Source organism: Hoeflea sp. AS60, from assembly GCF_038900115.1.
In the GTDB taxonomy this organism is placed as follows: Bacteria; Pseudomonadota; Alphaproteobacteria; order Rhizobiales; family Rhizobiaceae; genus Hoeflea.
The window spans coordinates 100,856-117,614 of the sequence record NZ_JBBMQP010000003.1 but is presented as its reverse complement, the minus strand read 5'-3'; the positions used below and the strand labels follow the sequence as shown (position 1 = coordinate 117,614).

The window sequence follows — 16,759 nt, the reverse complement described above, 5'->3', positions numbered from 1 at the left end:
GATGTCAGTCGAACAGGCTGGAGACCGACTGTTCGGCGGCGGTGCGGTTGATGGCTTCGCCGATCAGGGCGTCGGTCGAAATCACCCGGATATTGGGAGCCTGCTGAATTTCCTGTGTCGGCTGGATCGAATCCGTGATCACAAGCTCTTTCAGCTTTGAAGACGAAACGCGTGCCACCGCGCCACCCGACAGCACACCATGGGTAATGTAAGCCGTCACTGACTTTGCGCCATTGGCAAGAAGGGCTTCGGCGGCGTTGCACAAGGTGCCGCCGGAATCGACGATGTCATCGATCAGGATGCAGTCCTTGCCCTCAACTTCGCCGATGATGTTCATGACTTCGGATTCACCCGGCCGGTCGCGACGCTTGTCGACGATCGCCAGCAAGGAGCCCAGTCGCTTGCCCAGCGCACGGGCGCGAACCACGCCGCCGACGTCAGGTGATACGACCATGACATTTTCGAGCTCGTACTTCGACTTGATGTCACGTGCGATCACCGGAATGGCGAACAGGTTGTCCGTCGGGATGTCAAAAAATCCCTGGATCTGGCCTGCGTGCAAGTCAAGTGTGAGAACACGGTCGGCGCCGGCTTCGGTAATCAGGTTGGCGATGAGTTTGGCCGAAATCGGCGTACGTCCCGACGCGCGGCGGTCCTGGCGGGCATAGCCGAAATAGGGCAGCACCGCAGTGATGCGCCTGGCCGAGGAGCGGCGGAAGGCGTCGATCATGATCAGCAGTTCCATCAGGTGATCATTGGTCGGATAGGAGGTCGACTGAAGAATGAAAACGTCTTCGCCGCGAACGTTTTCCTGGATTTCGACAAATATCTCCTGATCGGCAAAGCGCCGGACGCTTGCCTTGCCCAAAGGCACATTGAGATAATTGCAAATGGACTCCGCCAAACGCCGGTTCGAGTTTCCTGCGAAAACCTTCATTTGGGACCGCCTGTTTTTCCGGCCGCGTCGCTCATGCGCAGGATCACGCATCAGGACGGGGCGCCAACCCGTTGGCCCGCGTTTTAGCGGGGGATTTGATGATTGCAAGCGCGCATCGGTCAGCGATGTAATTTTTCTGTTAAACTTCTTGAGAAGTGACGCCGGCAAAGCACAGAAGAACCGGCTTTCGAGCTGTCAGAGACGGCGCCAAGCGGCGTAGTCCGCCAAGGTCCGGGTTGCGATCCGTTCCATCACTTCGGCTGACACCGAAGCCCATGGATCGCCGCTGCCTCCAGGGAAGGCCTCCTGTCCCTGAATCCGGGTCAATCTGTTGCCTGCTGAATCCAGAATGTCCCAGACGTAAAACACGGTTGTCTGGCCATCAAAATTGTCGGCTGAGAAATAGCCTTTCAGGACGTGGTCGCCGCCGGGATCGGAAGCGCTCAGAATCGCCAGTCCGCGATTGCGTGCTTCCACAGCAAGTTGGCGCGACAGCGGCGTCACTGCGTTCACGGGTGCGCCGATAACCGGCATGAAACGGATCTGCCCGCGCATCTGTCCTGCGGGCAGGGAGGCCTGGCCTTGTGCTGCAGCGGGCGCGGTTCCCGGTGCCTGAGGTCCAGTCGCAGGGTTTGGGGTGCCAGCAAACGGATCAACGCCGCCCGGCGTCATCGTGTCTGCCGTGGCCTGCTGGTCCCCGGGAATGGGCTGAAGCGTCTGCTCGGTGCTGTTGCAGCCCGCAATCGCTACGGCCAACGCCCCTATCATGCCGACTGTCTTGATGCGTTGCATCATGGTTCCCGCCCGTTTTCCGTTGTTGTTATGAAATCCCGGAGGCGGCCCTGTCAATCTTTGAAGGTTTGACAGGTCTTGCGACTGACAAGCTGTGCGGGGCACACAGGAGGCATGTGTCCCTAGGATGCGGTGATCAGGTCGAGAGATTTGGCCGACAGGGATTGAGGCTCGTCTGCCGTGGTGAGGTAGGTTTGCCCCAGGGTCATGGCGGTGCCGGTTTCAGAATCCATGATGATCATGTGAACGAAAAGCGTCATGTCAGGGGCAATTTCGAGCGGATTTCCCGTGTGGAACATCTGGTGCTCCATCCAGCTTGGCGTAAACCGTGCGCCAACCGCATAGCCGCAGGCGTTGAGCCGGTGCCTGGTCAATCCGCGTTCGTCCATCACCTCTGCATGAGCGTCAAAAACCTGGCCGAACGTGGTGCCGGGTTTGAGAATGCTGGTAATGGCGTCGAGCGATTCGCGGCAGGCTTCATAGAGTTCGACATGGCGCGGCGTCGGTTCGCCAATGATGACGGTGCGCATCATGGGCGCATGGTAATGGGCAAACACCCCGGCCCACTCCAGCGTTAGCTGGTCGGTGGCCGTCAATTGCCTGCGCCCGGCCTTGTAGCGGCACAGAAGCGCGTCATCGCCCGAGCCGATGATGAACTCGTTGGCCGGATAGTCGCCACCGCCCGAGAAAACCGCGCCCTGCATGGCGGCGAGAATGTCGGCTTCATTGGCTCCCGGCTTGATCAGCGGCAGAGCCGCATCGAGTGCCGCGTCGGCCAGCTCGGCTGCGCGTCTGGCATAGGCGATTTCTGCTGGGCTCTTGATCAGCCGCAACCGGCTGACGAGATAGGATTCGTCAACAAGTTCGGCAAAGCTCTGCAGCTGATTGTCGAGCTTGCGGCAGTTCGCGCCGGTAAGCCCGTGCGTGTCGTATTCCACGCCAATGCGTTCGCCGAGCAGATCCAGATCGGACAACAGGTTCTTCAGATCCAGCGCAGGGTCGGCATTGGTCCGGTCTGTCCAAACGACAATGCGCTCAATGTTCGAGGTCTGGCGGGCCTGACGCAGATCCGCCGAACGCGTCAGCAACGTCATCGTGCCATCTGCCTTGACCACAAGGCACTGGAAAAAGCAGAAGCCAAACGTGTCGTAGCCTGTCAGCCAGTACATGCTCTCCTGGGCAAACAGCAGCATGGCGTCGAGTTTCTCCTCGCGCATGCTGGCTGTCAGCTTTTCCAGACGGGCGGCGTATTCCTCGCGTTCAAAATGCAGGGCCATGGGCATCCTCCTTGATGGCGATAGCGGAGATCTGTCGTCCGTAATCCGGTTCGTTGCGATGGGTGGATCGCCGGTAGGAATACCAGGCGTCCTCATCGGCGTAGGTGCACTTGGGCAGCATCCCTGCCTTCAGTCCGGCTGAGCGCAACCGATCGACTGTATACTGTTTCAGGTCAAAAAGTGCATGGCCTGATTTGGCCGACGGCACAAAATAGGTTTGGTTGGCCTGGTCTTGCTGCAGGAAGCGATCGACGAATTCAGGTCCGACCTCGTAATTGTCCTGGCTGATCGAAGGGCCTAGCACCGCTATGATGCGGCCTGTTTCAGCGCCGAGGCTCTGCATTGCGGCAACTGTGCTTTCGAGTACGCCATCAAAGGCACCGCGCCAGCCGGCGTGGGCCGCGCCGATGACGCCGGCTTCCGGGTCTGCGAACAACACCGGTCCGCAATCCGCCGACAGTACGCCCAGCACCAGACCGGGCGTGTTGGTGACCAGCGCATCGGCCTCCGGGCGTTCGTTGCGGTTTTCCAATGTTGCGATCTGGACGCGCGGCGAATGAACCTGGTGCACGGTGACAAGCCGGTCGACATCGAGGTCAAACCATTTGCTGACCCGGGTCCGGTTTTCGATCACGTCGCTCCGGTCGTCCTTCGAGCCCAGTCCGACGTTCAAACCGCGATAGAGCCCCTTGGACACGCCGCCGGCCCGGTTGAAGAAACCGTGGGCGATCGGATTGGCAGCGGAACTGTCACCCAGCAGTGCGCTCCGCACCGGATCGGGTGCGCTGCGGTCAACCGTCATGAATTAGTCCTCCCGTGGGCCCAAAGGGCGAGGCGAATCCGCAGATTATGCCTTACTCCGTGCCGATGGTGGCCATCCGGGCTCCGTCTGTCAATTCACCAACTCACGCAGGCTGGGGATCAAAGGGTGAGATCCGGACCGGCTTGCCACTGATGGCGAGCACCTTGAACAATGCTCCCATGCGGCCTTCGCCTTCTCCTGCGAGGCGATTGACCGCGTCGCTAATGGTGGCCTGAGTCAAAGTGTCACGACCTGTCCCGAGGGCGCCGGCGCGTTCCACAATGCCGAGACCGACGAGAAAATCTCCCTGAGTGACGGGTCTGTGGACATGGGCGCCCGCTGCCCTGGCGGCGTCGGCCAGGACCTGAAAATCCACGTGGCTGGTCAGGTCGGACTCACCGGGCCGAGCCAGTGGCGGATCGAATTCATGCTGGTGAACAGCCTGCAGCGTGTCGCCGAAACCGGTGATGAGATGGCCATAGTCGATGGTCAGCGCAGTGCCTCCGTCGCTCACTATCTTTGCCGCAACAGCTTGCATGACAGCTGACCTTGCCGGTGAGATTTCAAAGATCTCTCCATTGGGGATCCGGTCCTCATCAATGGGCAGGAGCGATATGTCGAGGCCGTCCGGGCCGAGGCCGAACGTCAACGCTCCCTTGTCGTCCAGGCCCACCATGCGTTCGTAAAACCCGTGCGGTGTCTTGACGAACTGTCGGATGGGAATCGCGTCGAACAATTCATTGGCGACCATAAGGGTGAAGCCAGCCGGAATTTCTTCAAAGGCGTCGTGCCAGGTTATCCGCTGCTTCATCCTCACCAGCGTCTGGCGCTGCACGTTGCGCAGCCGCTCGCTGGTTTCGACCATGTGAACGGTGGCTGACGCATAGAGCTCCGGAGCAAGACGAGCGATCACCCGCAAGGCATCCGACATCAGGGTTCCGCGACCGGGGCCGATCTCGACGATGCGCACCTGTTCGGGCGCACCCTGCACCTGCCAGGCCTGCACCAGAAAGACTCCGATCATCTCGCCAAACAGCTGCGAGATTTCCGGCGCGGTTGTGAAGTCGCCTGACTCGCCGAAAGGCTCGCGGGTCTGGTAATAGCCGTGATCCGGATCTGCCAGACACATGGCGAAATAATCCGATACCTTGATCGGGCCCGTCTGCGCGATCAGATTCCTGATTTTCTCGGCAAGCGGCGTCATGGCTGGGACCTTTCCGGACCTGCTCAAGCGCGCGACCTTGCGGTGGCGACGACAAAGAGGCCCACAGCGAGCATCGGCAGGGACAGCACCATGCCCATGGTCAGCCAGCCGCCGGCGAGATATCCGATCTGGATATCAGGCTCCCTGAAAAACTCGACGAATATGCGCGACAGTGCGTAGCCCATGACAAAACTGCCGGCTATGAGCCCGCGCTGCTTGAGCGCCTGGCGGCGGTAGATCATCCAGGCCAGCACCGAGAGCAGCAGCAGGCCTTCGAGCGCGGCCTCATAGAGCTGGGTCGGATGACGCGGGAAGGGGCCGCCGGTGGGGAACACGAATGCCCAGGGTACATCGGTCAGCTTGCCCCAGAGTTCGGAATTGATGAAATTCGCCAGCCGGCCGAAAAACAGGCCCACGGGAACAACCGCGCAGACCACATCGAACAGGTTGAAGACCGGGATGTTTCTGCTGCGGGCAAAAAGCAGCATGGCGACAAGCGTTCCGAGCAATCCTCCATGGAACGACATTCCGCCATTCCAGATCTCGAGAGCACGCACAGGATTGGCTGATACGGCAGCAAAGTCGTAAAACAGGATGTAGCCTATCCGTCCGCCTGCAACGATGCCGACCGTTGCCCAGAGCAGGAAGTCATCGACATCGAGCGCTGTCATGCGCGGGCCGGTGGCTGGCCAGAGCTTCTCGTTCTCAACGAGCTTGCGGGCGTAGCGCCAGCCAAGCAGGATGCCGATGACGTAAGCAAGACCATACCAGCGCACCTGAACCGGGCCGATGGCAAAGATCACCGGATCAATGTCCGGAAAGGCCATGAGCGACAACAGCGTTGCTGTATACTCCAAAGCGGCATCCTTCCTGCTTCCGGTTCTGTCTTATACGGCCGGACCAGCATATTTATGGCTTCAACGAAGGTTTCCCACATGGATTCCGTAAAACTTTGCTCCTGTGGCATGCCATACGTGCTTTGCGCAAGCCTTGCGCCATATGCTTTGGCTTGCAACCGGGTGCTGGAGCGCCTACCTCAAGGGTGTTGACTGCATACGCAGAACTGCCCGAACTGGACCCGAAACAGGGATGATGATGATGAACAGCGGATCGAACAGACTTCTAGACGAACTTGCCAAGCTGATGACAGATGCTGCGGGCGCGGCACAAGGTGTGAGGCGGGAAATGGAAACCGCGATGCGCAGTCAGCTCGAGCGGCTTCTCAATTCCATGGATCTGGTCAAGCGCGAGGAATTCGAGGCGGTTCGCGACATGGCGATCAAGGCGCGCGAAGAGAATGATGCGCTGTCGGCACGGCTCGACGCGCTGGAGCAAAATCCAGCGAAAAAGTCTGCAAAGGACACTGCGGAAGGCGAAAAACCGTCTGCAGCCAAGAAGGCCTCGACCAAGAACGCCTGACCGCAGATTGTACCCACTTTTTTTTACGCAGGTTATCCACCGCACTGCGAAGCTTAAAAAGCCTTTTGCGTGAGTCAGTTATGAGTCACGGCGGAATCAGATTGGCAGCTTGGTCCACAGGCAGCGGCTGACAAAATGCGGTTGGGGGACTGGCGCTCAGACTCTGCATTTATACACTGATTCTAAATGATGATTCGGAACGGGCGTCAAAATGCCCCGGCAGAAGTCGCAAGTGCGGACGCCCCGGGTCGCGGGTGAATCATGCGTAGAAAATGTTGTTGTCTGGTTCCCGTTAGCGCGGTGCGGCAGACGCTTGAAATGAAACTAGGGTGGGGCATGAATCTCAGTAATCTCGAATTCGAACGGCACTCCAATCCGGTAGACATGATCGAGTTCGTGGCGGCGTCCAACGACTGGACGTTCGAGCGGTCGGGCGAGCATGAAATCGCGATGACGGTCGAGGGGCACTGGACGGACTACCACGTCTCGTTTTCCTGGATGGAGGATTGCGAGGCGCTTCACATCGCCAGCGCCTTCGATATCAAGGTGCCCGACGTTCGCGTGACGGAGGTTATGAAGCTTCTGTCTCACGTCAACGGTCAGGTGCTGATGGGGCATTTCGATCTGTGGCAGCAGGAGCACGTGATCATTTTCCGCCAGTCGCTGCTGCTCGCCGGTGGGGCTGAGCCGACCAACCGTCAGGTCGAGGTGCTGTTGTCGAATGCGCTCGATTCCTGCGAAGCCTATTTTCAGGCCTTCCAGTTTGTCGTCTGGTCCGGGATGGACGCCAAGTCCGCGATCACTGCAGTGATGTTCGAAACCCGCGGCGAGGCATAAGATGGTTTCTCCCGCCAACCCTCTGGTTCTTGTCGGTGCCGGAAACATGGGCGGCGCCATGCTGAATGGGTGGCTGGACGCGGGAACCGATCCTGCTGCGATTGTGGTGATTGACCCCAAGCCGTCGGAAGCGATGGCGGCGCGGCTGGCTGCGGCCGGGGTTCGCTGTGAAAGTTCCGTACCTGAGGGATTGACGGCAGGTATCCTGATGCTTGCGGTAAAGCCGCAGGTCATGGATGCCGTACTCGAAGGATTGACCGGTCTGGTCGGTCCCAAGACTGTGAGTCTGTCGATCGCGGCAGGCAAGACCATCGCCTATTTCGAGGAACGTCTCGGTGGCGCAATTGTGCGGTCGATCCCGAATACGCCGGCCATGGTTGGCCGTGGCATCACCGGCGCGGTTGCCAATGCTGCCGTCAGTGCCGAGGCCAAAGATGAGATCGATGCTTTGCTGTCGGTTTGTGGCCCTGTCGAATGGGTCGAGGATGAAGCCCTGATCGATGCCATTACAGCGGTATCGGGTAGCGGCCCGGCCTATGTGTTTTACCTGGTCGAGTGCATGGCGGAGGCGGGACGCAAATGCGGCCTGCCGGCGGACCTCGCCATGCGGCTCGCACGCGCGACCGTCACGGGGGGTGGTGAACTGATGCACCGGTCCCCTGACGGCGCAGCAACCTTGAGACAGAACGTGACGTCCCCCAATGGCACGACCGCAGCGGCGCTGTCGGTGCTGATGGCGGAAGACGGCATCCAGCCGCTGTTTGACAAAGCGCTCAAGGCAGCCGCCGATCGCTCCCGCGAGCTGGCTGGCTGAAGCAGACTTGAAACGGGTTTTTCAATGACTGACACCATCACCTGGAACGATTTTGAAAAGGTCGACATCAGAACCGGAACTGTGATTGCTGCCGAGCCGTTTCCCGAAGCGCGGAAGCCCGCGATCAAGATGCGGATCGATTTTGGCCCCGAGATCGGCGAGAAGAAATCCTCGGCGCAGATCACGGAGCACTATTCTCCAGATGAGCTGGTCGGACGTCAGGTGATGGCGGTTGTGAATTTTCCACCGCGCCAGATCGGGCCGTTCATGTCGGAAGTGCTGACGCTCGGATTTCTCGACGAGCAGGGCGCAGTGGTGCTGGCCGGGGTCGACAGGAAGGTCGCCAACGGTTCACGGCTGATGTGAGCCGGATCAGAGCCGCAATCAGATATCGCGCACGATGTTCTTGACCAGAACATTTGTATCCGTCCACGGGTAGCCGGGTACGGTGATGATGCAATGCATGACACCGTGAAGGCAGCAGATAAGTTGGTCAGCCTTCTGTTTGACTTGTTCGTCCTTGCGGTCTGATGCGGTGATTGCCGCAATGGCTTCAAAGAAGAGCTCCAACTTGGAAACGGCCGATCCTTCAGCGACAAACTCGGTCACATCAGCCTGCGTCAGGCCGGCAGACATGAACACCAGGTGATAGTAATCATGTCGTTGCAACCAGTACGAAACGTATGCTTGTGACAATGCCAACAGGCAGGCTCTTGGCGTTTGGGCGCCGGCGGCGGCCTGTGTCATTTCCCCGCGGACTTCCTCCAGTATGTCTATCCAGAGACAGCTCAAGATCGCAAGTTTCGACGGGAAATAGGAATAGAGCGCCATTGGCGTCACGTTCATCTCTTTCGCAAGGCGGCGCATCGAGACCGCATGATAGCCCTCGCTCCTGAACAGACGAGACGCGGTGTCGGCGATCTCTTGTCTGACCGCTGCCTGTTGCGCGTCCGTTTTCCTGGGCCGTCCGCGCTTTTGGGGAGGCGCGCGCTCGTCGGGTGGGCTTGGGTTGCTGCTCATGCGTCTTGACTCCGCAAATAAATAATTATACGCGTACATTAAATAATAAAATATACATGTATGATAAAATAAGCGGAGATGAAGAATGTCAACCAGAATACTCAGAGCGGTCCTTGTCTCCACCGGTCTCATTGTGGCTCTTCTGGGCTTGAATGTCGGCATTGGAGGCATCAGCACACTTGGGCTGCAGGGGCCGACGGAGTTCTTCGAGATCACCAACCAGCAGGTCTTCGATATCCGCGACAACCACATCCGGTTTATCGGCGGCACATTGATCGCGATCGGAGGATTGCTCGCCTATTCCGGTTTCAGGTTCGAGTTTGCCAGAACTGCTGTACCGATTATCGCCTTGCTGTTCGTGACTGGTGGATTGGCACGCTTAAGCGCCACAGACGTGAGCCTGCTTGTTGGCTCGGACATTGCCCCGTCATTGCTGATCGAGTTGATCGGCTTTCCACTGCTGGCGCTTTGGGTGATGCGAACGAAAGCCGGGCGGGGTGCTGCGGGCTCCTGAAACGAGTGGGGCGCATTGGCGCAAGCCTGCGCAAAGGCGGTAGCCTTCATCCGGAATTTTGAAGCATGGTTCTGAAATGCTTCTGAACCTACGCGGGCAGGCGCACAGTGGCGCGCAGGCCGCCCATGGCGCTGTCGGACAGGGTGACATCGCCGCCATGGCTGCGGGCAATGTCGCGGACGATTGCCAGTCCGAGGCCTGTGCCGGTTTCATCCTGATTGCGTGCAGCATCAAGACGATAGAACGGCCTGAACACATCCTCACGCGCGTCGGCGGGAATGCCCGGTCCATCATCGTCAATAGTTATGGTGAGCCATCTGCCGCGGTTTACCGCTTCGATGGAGACCTCGTCGGCGTGGCGGCAGGCGTTTGACACCAGATTGGTCAGGAGCCGATTGAAGGCGTTGGGCCGTACACTGATCTCATCGTTCCCTTCCACTGACACAGCCACTGTTGTTCCGCGCAGGCGGCCGTCTGCCGCGATTTTCTCGATCACGCTGTTGAGGCTGACCGCGCCAACGTCTTCCTCGGCTTCGCCACGTGCGAAGGACAGATAGCTGTCGAGCATCGACTGCATGTCGTCGATGTCCTTGTTGAGGTCGTCCATCTCGGGGCCATCGCCAACAAGCGCCAGTTGCAGGCGGAACCGGGTCAGGATGGTCCGCAGGTCGTGGCTGACGCCCGAGAGCATGGCGGTGCGCTGTTCGAGCTGGCGCTCAATGCGCTCGCGCATCTTGATGAAGGCGAGGCCGGCGCGGCGCACCTCGTCTGCACCGCGTGGCCGGAAGTTATCGGGCATGCGCTGACCCTTGCCAAAGCTTTCCGCGGCTTGCGTCAGTTGCAGGATCGGCCGTACCAGCCCGCGCAGGAACAGGATGGCGATGACCAGCAGCACCAGCGAGGTGCCGACCATCCACAACAGGAATATGTGAGTGTTGGACGCATAGGCCTGGCTGCGTTTGGCGAAGACGCGGAGGATCTTGTCTTCGAGCTTGATCCGCACCTCCACAATGTTCGAATTGCCAACCGTGTCGATCCAGAACGGCAGCCGGATCTGGCGGGTGATCTCTTCCGACAGGATCTGGTCCAGGATCGAGAAAAACGGCTTGGGACGCGGAGCGGGCAAGTCGCCCGGCGGCTCGATGGCAATGTTGAGTTCCAACCGTTCGCGCGCGATGCGGATGATCTGGTCATAATTAGCATCTTGCGGGAAGGTAGCAAGCACATCGATGATGGCGGCGATATCACGCGTGACCGCCATGGACAGCCGCTGGGTCACGGTCTGCCAGTGCCGTTCCATGAAGACGAACGCGATCACCGACTGCAGCAGCACCATTGGAATGATGATGATCAGCAGCGCACGTGCATAGAGCCGGGTCGGGATACGCTTGGTGAACCAGCGCGTGAAACGGCGCAAGCCGCTCGGCGGATAGCGCTCGTATTCCCGGCGAATGGAGTCCATGCTGGTCATGTCAATTAGCCCGGTTTGCCTCCTCGGGCGGCGCCTGTCGCGGCGCGCGCCTCAGCCTTTATAGCCAAGTCGATGGGCAAAGAGCTACAGCAGGGTTCGGTAAATCGTCGATTGGCCCGCAACAAGACGTCGCGGACTATCTGAGGTGATAGGCATTCTTTTTGGCGCCGGACAGTTGCGCCACGACCTGACTGTTCAAGTAGACAATCAGATCGGCCACGACAAAAGTGTTGCTGGAGTTATCGACCCAGTCGGTCCTTGCGAAAGCGCTGACACCGGCTTGCCCGCCCTGAAAGTTTGCCAGTCCCTCGAAAGCCTCGACAATGATGCCAAACCCGGTCTTGCCGCCTTTTTGCATCTTGTTGAGGTAATCCGTGCTGGAGGTGTAGGCCTGAGCCGTCATCTTTCCGGCGTTCTCGAGCGATTTGAGCGCTGTCTGAAGCAGGGTCCAGCGCGTCTGATCAAAAGATCTCGGGCGCGTCTTCTCTCCGCCTTCGCCGGGATCGTCAGAGCGATAGAAGCCGTCAGGGCCTTCAAACAGATTGATAGGTGCCCAGACCACCGGACCAAGGTTCCAGGCTGCCGGAGGGCCACCTGCAGCACCCGCCGAGATGGTCCGAATGGCGGCCACCAACCGGTCGCGCAAACTCTGATCGCCGACAGTGTTCAGCAGGGCAAGGCCTGCCGCCGCCTGCAGATAGGTTTGCGGGATAATGTGATGCTTGGCGAAGTTCCTGCCGGTCCAGGTCGCGTTGGTGACACCGGCCGCAAGTGCTTTTCCTGTCAGCGCCGCGGCAACATCTGTGTTTAGCTGCGGGCTCCATCCGGTCACAGCAGCGGCCTGGGCGGGGCGGGGGACAATCTTGACCGTTACCTTTTCCGCCTGAGCGGCGGTCACTGCGAGGGCGGAGATCACCGCTGCGCTTATCATCGGCAGCAACAGGCGGTACAGGAATTGGAGCGATGTCATCATGTCACCTCAAGATTTTTGGTTGCAATGGTAATCATAATACAACCAAAAATTACCGGGTGACACATGGCGCAGTCACCAATTTGTTTGGGAGAATTTGCTCCAGACGCGCAAAAGCCCCGCAATTTTGATTGCGGGGCTTTTTGTTGGCTGTGCGGAGTTGAAGCTGTTGCCAGCTGCCCGGGAAAGCTCAGGCAGCTCTGGCGTGCCGGGGCGCGGAACGTCCAGCGTTATGGCCTGATCCGATGTCGAACTGGTCGACCATGCTGGTGAGCTTCTGGGCGCTGTCTGCAAGCTTGTGCATGACAGCCGTGGCCTCCTCAACCATGGCTGCGTTCTGTTGCGTGACCTGGTCCATCTGGTTGACCGCGCTGTTGATCTCGCCGAGGCCGGTTGTCTGTTCCCGGGCAGAAGTCGCGATGGAGGCGATATGATCATTGATCGCGGCAACCTGCTCGGAGATCGTGCCGAGAGCTTCGCCGGTCTCGTTGACCAGATGCACACCGCTTGCGACTTCGGTCCCTGATTTGGTTATCAGCTCCTTGATGTCCTTTGCGGCGCTCGCCGAGCGTTGCGCCAGTTCACGGACTTCCTGGGCGACGACGGCGAAGCCTTTACCGGCTTCCCCTGCGCGGGCCGCTTCAACGCCGGCATTGAGTGCCAGCAAGTTGGTCTGGAAGGCGATCTCGTCGATCACGGTGATGATTTTTGAGATTTCGCCCGATGCCGATTCAATCCGCGACATGGCTTCGACTGCGTTCGACACTACGCTGCGGGAGTTTACGGTGCTGCCCTGTGCCTTCACCGCCATGTCGCGGGCTTCTTCGGCACGGTTGGCAGCACTGCGGACTGTTGCGGTGATCTCATCGAGTGCAGCCGATGTTTCCTCAAGCGAGGCAGCCTGCTGCTCGGTGCGGCGTGACAGGTCATCGGTCGCAGCCTGCATTTCAGATGCACCGGCATTGATCTCGTGGGTCTCACCACGAAGCTCTCCCATCGTATGGCTCAACCGTTCGGCTGTCTGATTGAAATCAGTGCGCAGCTTTTCGAACTCGCCGGAGAACGAGTGTTCAAGTCTGACCTGCAGATTGCCTTTGCTCAGTTCGCTCAGGCCTGCGCCCAGTTCAGCGACGGCGGATTCGATCTCCTGATCGTGGGCGGCCTTGTCAGCCTCGCGGCGCTGGCGCTCCTGGTCGGTTTGCTGGCGGCTGCGAACGGAGTCGGATTCCAGGGCAATTTTCTCGATGGCGCCGTCGCGCAGCACCACCAGGGAACGGGCGAGGGAGCCGATTTCATTGCGCTGGTTCTGGCCCGGGACTTCGATTTCGAGATTTCCGTCTGCGAGAGCTGTTGCGACAGCCGTCAAGCGCGGGATCCTTCCAAGAACCTGCTTGGTAACAAGTGCTGCGATGGCGGTTGCTATCAGCAAGACCACAATGGCGGCGATGCTGATGGTCCATGCGAGTTCGCTAGCCACCGCATTGATCTCCGCCGAGCGGACCCCGGCGTAGAGGATGCCGATGGTTTCACCTGTTGGCGAGAAGATCGGTTCATAGATCGTATAATAGGGAGTGCCCAGAATCACGGCCTCGCCACGGAACGTCTTGCCTTGGGTCAGCACCGGATAAACCGCACCTTTCTGACCAAGCGGCGTTCCGACGGCCCGGTTGCCGTCAGGCTTGATGATGTTGGTGGTCTTGCGCCAGAAATCCTTGGTCTCAGTATCCCATGCAAAGATCGTCGCAGTCTGGCCGGTCATGCGGCCGATGGTGTCAATCATGTCATGGCTTTCGAACCCGGTCGGGATCGATTCCATCACGATGCGTTTGACGTTGCCATCTTCGGCCCAGGTCACGTTCGTGCCCGGAAGATCGCGCGTAACGATTGTTGCCGCTGTGCGCAAACTGGCGTTTTGGCTGTCAATGGCCTGTGCCTGGATTCGTGTGCTGATGGTGGAGGAGACCGCAAGTTCCAATACTGCAACTGCGATGAGAAGAATAGCAATGGTCATAACAGTGACAGTTTTGACCACACCGAAGCGAGAGAAGATCGACATATTTACACCCCATATTTTGGGGGTAAATCTAGTCTTTTCTGGTTAATAAAAGTGTACACTAATCTTATGGTATTTCGAGGTTGTTCCAGTATGAATTCATTCAAGAGTGCAGGATGGAGTTTGTCCCCTCCTGTTTGTGTGGACCTGTTCAATTCCGGGAATATTATCTTAGTCTGCAACTTTATCGACAGCAAAGCTTTTGCCTCAAGAGCACGGCTTTCAGTCGCAAGCGATACTACGGATCTCTAGACCTTGGTCTCGACACTCAACCGGTAGCCTATCCCGCGCACGGTCTGTAGCCAGACCGGGTTGGCCGGATCATCCTCGATCTTGCGGCGCAGCCGGTTGATCTGGACGTCGATGGTGCGTTCGCCGACTTCGATGTCGGCGCCGACGAGTTCATGGCGGGGGACGGTGTCGCCGGCATTCTCGGCGAAGGTGACCATGATCTCGCGCTCCCGGTCGGTGAGCCGCACCGGTTCGCCGGATTTCTTCAGTTCCCGGCGGGCGATGACGAAGGTGAAGGGGCCGAAGACCACCTGTTCGACCTTGGGTGTGGCAGGCTGGCCGCCGCGTTTGAGGATGTTGTTGATCCGGAGCACCAGCTCGCGCGGATTGAAGGGCTTTGCCAGATAATCATCAGCACCGGCTTCCAGGCCGTCGATGCGGGCTTCGCCCTCTGCAAGTGCTGTGAGCATCAGGATCGGAACGGTCTTGATCTCGCGCAACGACCGGGTCAGCGACAGTCCGCTTTCGCCCGGCATCATGACGTCGATGACAAGAAGATCGAAATCGATGCCCTCGAGCTTGCGTCGTGCCTCGCTGGCGTCAGCGGCTGTGGTGACACGAAACCCCTGTTCGGTGAGATAGCGTGAAAGCAGATCACGGATACGGGTGTCGTCATCGACGACGAGGAGATGGGCCGCGTCATCATCCGGCAAGGGGGGTGTCATTGCTCTTGTCCCTCATTTGTGTCGTCCTCATCAAGCGCCGCTCCGCGCGTGACAGGATTGATCATGCCGGAAAGGAACGTCTTGACCGCCGCACGTCCACTTTCGTCAAGACCTTCCATTGCATTGGCGATACGGCAAGACTGTGGCCTTGCCAGCGCCAGAGCAAGTTCGCGTCCCCGGTCCGTTGGAAAAAGGCGGCGTTGCCTGCGGTCCTCGGGTCCTGCGACCTGTTCAATATAGCCTGAATCGATAAGTTGCTTGAGCACCCGGGCAAGCGACTGCTTTGTGATCTTCAGCGTGTCGAGCAAGGCCGCCACCGTCAGCCCGGGCTCGCGGTTGACGAAGTGGACCACGCGGTGATGGGCCCGGCCAAAGCCAGAGGTATCGAGGATCGCATCGGGGTCCGAGATGAAGTCGCGGTAGGCGAAAAACAGCAGCTCTATGATTTCGAAATCAATGCCCTCGGTTTCCCCCATCGGCTGGTCGAGGATTCCTGCTGAATCGGACTTGATTGCGCCCTCAAGGCTCATGGCGACTTTTCCTTTCGAATACGTCAGCTATGTTGACATAAATTGGCGCAATTGCTAGCTAGGAATTGCGCACGAGGCAAACTGGCCTTGCCCGCCGGCTTGCCAATGTCCGTTTGTCTCACACCGCGCTCCGGCGCTTGTGCCACGGTCACCGACACCGGCTTCAGACAACCATTATCACGGCGGCATACCGCCTGGAGGAAACGCGATGGCGTCCGTACCTTTTGACCAGCTCGAAGGCGAAATCTGGTTCAATGGCGAGTTCGTGCCGTGGAAAGATGCGAAAATTCACGTGCTGTCCCATGGGCTGCATTATGCCAGCGCCGTATTCGAGGGCGAGCGCGCCTATGGCGGCGAGATCTTCAAGCTGACCGAGCACACCGAGCGGCTGCACACATCCGGTGAAATCCTCGGCTTCAAGATCCCCTACAGTGTTTCCGCAATCGATCAGGCCTGTGTCGAGCTTCTGGCGCGGCAGGGTTTCGAGGACGCCTATGTCCGCCCGATCGCCTGGCGTGGATCAGAAATGATGGGCGTGTCAGCCCAGAAGAACACGATCAACCTGGCGATCGCCATTTGGCAATGGCCAAGCTACTTCAAGCCGGAAGAGCGGATGAAGGGCATTCGCCTTGATATGGCCGAGTACTGCCGGCCCGACCCGCGCACGATACCGTCGAAGTCCAAGGCTGCCGGGCTTTACATGATCTGCACGCTGTCCAAGCACCGGGCCGAGGAGCGTGGCTATGCCGATGCGCTGATGCTCGACTGGCGTGGCCAGGTGGCGGAAGCTACCGGCGCAAATGTGTTCTTTGTCCAGGATGGCAAGATCCACACGCCGACGCCTGATTGCTTCCTCGACGGCATCACCCGCCGCACCGTCATCGGTCTTGCCAAGACGCGCGGTTACGAGGTGATCGAGCGCGCGATCATGCCGGAAGAGCTTGAAGGTTTTGAGCAATGCTTCCTGACTGGAACCGCGGCTGAAGTGACGCCGGTGTCCGAAATCGGACCCTATTCCTTCACGGTCGGCGAGATCGCGATGAACCTGGTCAATGATTACATGGCCGAGGTGCAGCCAAAGAAGGCTGCCGCGGAGTAGGTCTTTCCCCTAGAAACAAGAAAGGCGGCGTTCCGGATGGAGCGCCGCCTTTTTCATTTTCGGG

The 16,759-nt window shown here is 59.0% G+C and carries 18 protein-coding genes; 6 read left to right on the top strand and 12 right to left on the bottom strand.

Going from position 1 to position 16,759, the window contains the following annotated elements:
- Positions 1–4: 4 nt before the first annotated feature.
- The 6 genes from WNZ14_RS19670 to lgt form a co-directional block, all read right to left on the bottom strand.
- Positions 5–937 (bottom strand): ribose-phosphate pyrophosphokinase, encoded by a 933-nt coding sequence (locus WNZ14_RS19670; RefSeq protein WP_342870380.1) that lies wholly within the window; start codon positions 935–937, stop codon positions 5–7.
- 195 nt (positions 938–1,132) lie between these two features.
- Positions 1,133–1,732 carry a hypothetical protein gene (locus WNZ14_RS19665; protein WP_342870379.1) on the bottom strand — a complete coding sequence of 200 codons (600 nt, stop codon included), beginning with the start codon at positions 1,730–1,732 and terminating at the stop codon, positions 1,133–1,135.
- A 119-nt stretch (positions 1,733–1,851) separates the two neighbouring features.
- On the bottom strand, positions 1,852–3,006 hold the full coding sequence (locus WNZ14_RS19660) for a Xaa-Pro peptidase family protein (protein ID WP_342870378.1): 1,155 nt from the start codon (positions 3,004–3,006) through the stop codon (positions 1,852–1,854).
- The gene (gene pgeF / locus WNZ14_RS19655) at positions 2,990–3,808 is read right to left on the bottom strand and encodes a peptidoglycan editing factor PgeF (RefSeq protein ID WP_342870377.1); all 819 of its coding nucleotides are present in this window, start codon (positions 3,806–3,808) and stop codon (positions 2,990–2,992) included. The genes WNZ14_RS19660 and pgeF overlap by 17 nt, the downstream gene beginning before the upstream one ends.
- A gap of 103 nt (positions 3,809–3,911) precedes the next feature.
- Positions 3,912–5,012, bottom strand: a complete 1,101-nt coding sequence (locus WNZ14_RS19650; RefSeq protein ID WP_342870376.1) for a class I SAM-dependent methyltransferase — start codon at positions 5,010–5,012, stop codon at positions 3,912–3,914.
- A 23-nt stretch (positions 5,013–5,035) separates the two neighbouring features.
- Positions 5,036–5,869 carry a prolipoprotein diacylglyceryl transferase gene (lgt, locus tag WNZ14_RS19645; protein WP_342870375.1) on the bottom strand — a complete coding sequence of 278 codons (834 nt, stop codon included), beginning with the start codon at positions 5,867–5,869 and terminating at the stop codon, positions 5,036–5,038.
- Between the two features lie 241 nt (positions 5,870–6,110).
- Here lgt and WNZ14_RS19640 point away from each other — a divergent pair, with 241 nt between their 5' ends.
- From WNZ14_RS19640 to WNZ14_RS19625, 4 genes are all read left to right on the top strand, one after another.
- A complete protein-coding gene (locus WNZ14_RS19640) occupies positions 6,111–6,431 on the top strand; it encodes an accessory factor UbiK family protein (RefSeq protein ID WP_342870374.1) in 321 nt (106 codons plus the stop codon).
- Positions 6,432–6,767: 336 nt separating this feature from the next.
- Positions 6,768–7,268, top strand: coding sequence for a YbjN domain-containing protein (locus WNZ14_RS19635; protein ID WP_342870373.1), 501 nt, complete (start codon positions 6,768–6,770; stop codon positions 7,266–7,268).
- 1 nt (position 7,269) lies between these two features.
- Complete coding sequence (gene proC, locus WNZ14_RS19630) at positions 7,270–8,082, top strand: pyrroline-5-carboxylate reductase (RefSeq protein WP_342870372.1); 813 nt, start codon at positions 7,270–7,272, stop codon at positions 8,080–8,082.
- A gap of 24 nt (positions 8,083–8,106) precedes the next feature.
- Positions 8,107–8,448 (top strand): tRNA-binding protein, encoded by a 342-nt coding sequence (locus WNZ14_RS19625; protein ID WP_342870371.1) that lies wholly within the window; start codon positions 8,107–8,109, stop codon positions 8,446–8,448.
- 18 nt (positions 8,449–8,466) lie between these two features.
- On the opposite strand, the gene WNZ14_RS19620 is transcribed toward WNZ14_RS19625, so the two are convergent.
- A complete protein-coding gene (locus WNZ14_RS19620; RefSeq protein ID WP_342870370.1) occupies positions 8,467–9,102 on the bottom strand; it encodes a TetR/AcrR family transcriptional regulator in 636 nt (211 codons plus the stop codon).
- 85 nt (positions 9,103–9,187) lie between these two features.
- Here WNZ14_RS19620 and WNZ14_RS19615 point away from each other — a divergent pair, with 85 nt between their 5' ends.
- Entirely contained in the window at positions 9,188–9,616 is a 429-nt protein-coding gene (locus WNZ14_RS19615; protein WP_342870369.1) for a DUF4345 domain-containing protein, read from the top strand.
- Between the two features lie 88 nt (positions 9,617–9,704).
- Here the strand turns inward: WNZ14_RS19615 and WNZ14_RS19610 are convergent, their stop codons facing one another.
- The 5 genes from WNZ14_RS19610 to WNZ14_RS19590 form a co-directional block, all read right to left on the bottom strand.
- The gene (locus WNZ14_RS19610; RefSeq protein WP_342870368.1) at positions 9,705–11,087 is read right to left on the bottom strand and encodes an ATP-binding protein; all 1,383 of its coding nucleotides are present in this window, start codon (positions 11,085–11,087) and stop codon (positions 9,705–9,707) included.
- A gap of 136 nt (positions 11,088–11,223) precedes the next feature.
- Positions 11,224–12,057, bottom strand: a complete 834-nt coding sequence (locus tag WNZ14_RS19605; RefSeq protein ID WP_342870367.1) for a hypothetical protein — start codon at positions 12,055–12,057, stop codon at positions 11,224–11,226.
- 190 nt (positions 12,058–12,247) lie between these two features.
- The gene (locus WNZ14_RS19600) at positions 12,248–14,113 is read right to left on the bottom strand and encodes a methyl-accepting chemotaxis protein (RefSeq protein WP_342870366.1); all 1,866 of its coding nucleotides are present in this window, start codon (positions 14,111–14,113) and stop codon (positions 12,248–12,250) included.
- 245 nt (positions 14,114–14,358) lie between these two features.
- A complete protein-coding gene (locus WNZ14_RS19595) occupies positions 14,359–15,066 on the bottom strand; it encodes a response regulator (protein ID WP_342870365.1) in 708 nt (235 codons plus the stop codon).
- The gene (locus tag WNZ14_RS19590) at positions 15,063–15,596 is read right to left on the bottom strand and encodes a MarR family transcriptional regulator (protein ID WP_342870364.1); all 534 of its coding nucleotides are present in this window, start codon (positions 15,594–15,596) and stop codon (positions 15,063–15,065) included. Before WNZ14_RS19590 ends, WNZ14_RS19595 begins: the two co-directional genes overlap by 4 nt.
- 208 nt (positions 15,597–15,804) lie before the next feature.
- Here WNZ14_RS19590 and WNZ14_RS19585 point away from each other — a divergent pair, with 208 nt between their 5' ends.
- Positions 15,805–16,695, top strand: a complete 891-nt coding sequence (locus WNZ14_RS19585; RefSeq protein WP_342870363.1) for a branched-chain amino acid aminotransferase — start codon at positions 15,805–15,807, stop codon at positions 16,693–16,695.
- Positions 16,696–16,759 lie beyond the last annotated feature (64 nt).

What these genes read in the sequence shown, in the direction of transcription:
- WNZ14_RS19670 (WP_342870380.1), bottom strand. Translation starts at nt 937, where the DNA reads ATGAAGGTTTTCGCAGGAAACTCGAACCGGCGTTTGGCGGAGTCCATT.
- WNZ14_RS19665 (WP_342870379.1), bottom strand. Translation starts at nt 1,732, where the DNA reads ATGATGCAACGCATCAAGACAGTCGGCATGATAGGGGCGTTGGCCGTA.
- WNZ14_RS19660 (WP_342870378.1), bottom strand. Translation starts at nt 3,006, where the DNA reads ATGGCCCTGCATTTTGAACGCGAGGAATACGCCGCCCGTCTGGAAAAG.
- pgeF (WP_342870377.1), bottom strand. Translation starts at nt 3,808, where the DNA reads ATGACGGTTGACCGCAGCGCACCCGATCCGGTGCGGAGCGCACTGCTG.
- WNZ14_RS19650 (WP_342870376.1), bottom strand. Translation starts at nt 5,012, where the DNA reads ATGACGCCGCTTGCCGAGAAAATCAGGAATCTGATCGCGCAGACGGGC.
- WNZ14_RS19640 (WP_342870374.1), top strand. Translation starts at nt 6,111, where the DNA reads ATGAACAGCGGATCGAACAGACTTCTAGACGAACTTGCCAAGCTGATG.
- WNZ14_RS19635 (WP_342870373.1), top strand. Translation starts at nt 6,768, where the DNA reads ATGAATCTCAGTAATCTCGAATTCGAACGGCACTCCAATCCGGTAGAC.
- proC (WP_342870372.1), top strand. Translation starts at nt 7,270, where the DNA reads ATGGTTTCTCCCGCCAACCCTCTGGTTCTTGTCGGTGCCGGAAACATG.
- WNZ14_RS19625 (WP_342870371.1), top strand. Translation starts at nt 8,107, where the DNA reads ATGACTGACACCATCACCTGGAACGATTTTGAAAAGGTCGACATCAGA.
- WNZ14_RS19620 (WP_342870370.1), bottom strand. Translation starts at nt 9,102, where the DNA reads ATGAGCAGCAACCCAAGCCCACCCGACGAGCGCGCGCCTCCCCAAAAG.
- WNZ14_RS19615 (WP_342870369.1), top strand. Translation starts at nt 9,188, where the DNA reads ATGTCAACCAGAATACTCAGAGCGGTCCTTGTCTCCACCGGTCTCATT.
- WNZ14_RS19610 (WP_342870368.1), bottom strand. Translation starts at nt 11,087, where the DNA reads ATGACCAGCATGGACTCCATTCGCCGGGAATACGAGCGCTATCCGCCG.
- WNZ14_RS19605 (WP_342870367.1), bottom strand. Translation starts at nt 12,057, where the DNA reads ATGACATCGCTCCAATTCCTGTACCGCCTGTTGCTGCCGATGATAAGC.
- WNZ14_RS19600 (WP_342870366.1), bottom strand. Translation starts at nt 14,113, where the DNA reads ATGTCGATCTTCTCTCGCTTCGGTGTGGTCAAAACTGTCACTGTTATG.
- WNZ14_RS19595 (WP_342870365.1), bottom strand. Translation starts at nt 15,066, where the DNA reads ATGACACCCCCCTTGCCGGATGATGACGCGGCCCATCTCCTCGTCGTC.
- WNZ14_RS19590 (WP_342870364.1), bottom strand. Translation starts at nt 15,596, where the DNA reads ATGAGCCTTGAGGGCGCAATCAAGTCCGATTCAGCAGGAATCCTCGAC.
- WNZ14_RS19585 (WP_342870363.1), top strand. Translation starts at nt 15,805, where the DNA reads ATGGCGTCCGTACCTTTTGACCAGCTCGAAGGCGAAATCTGGTTCAAT.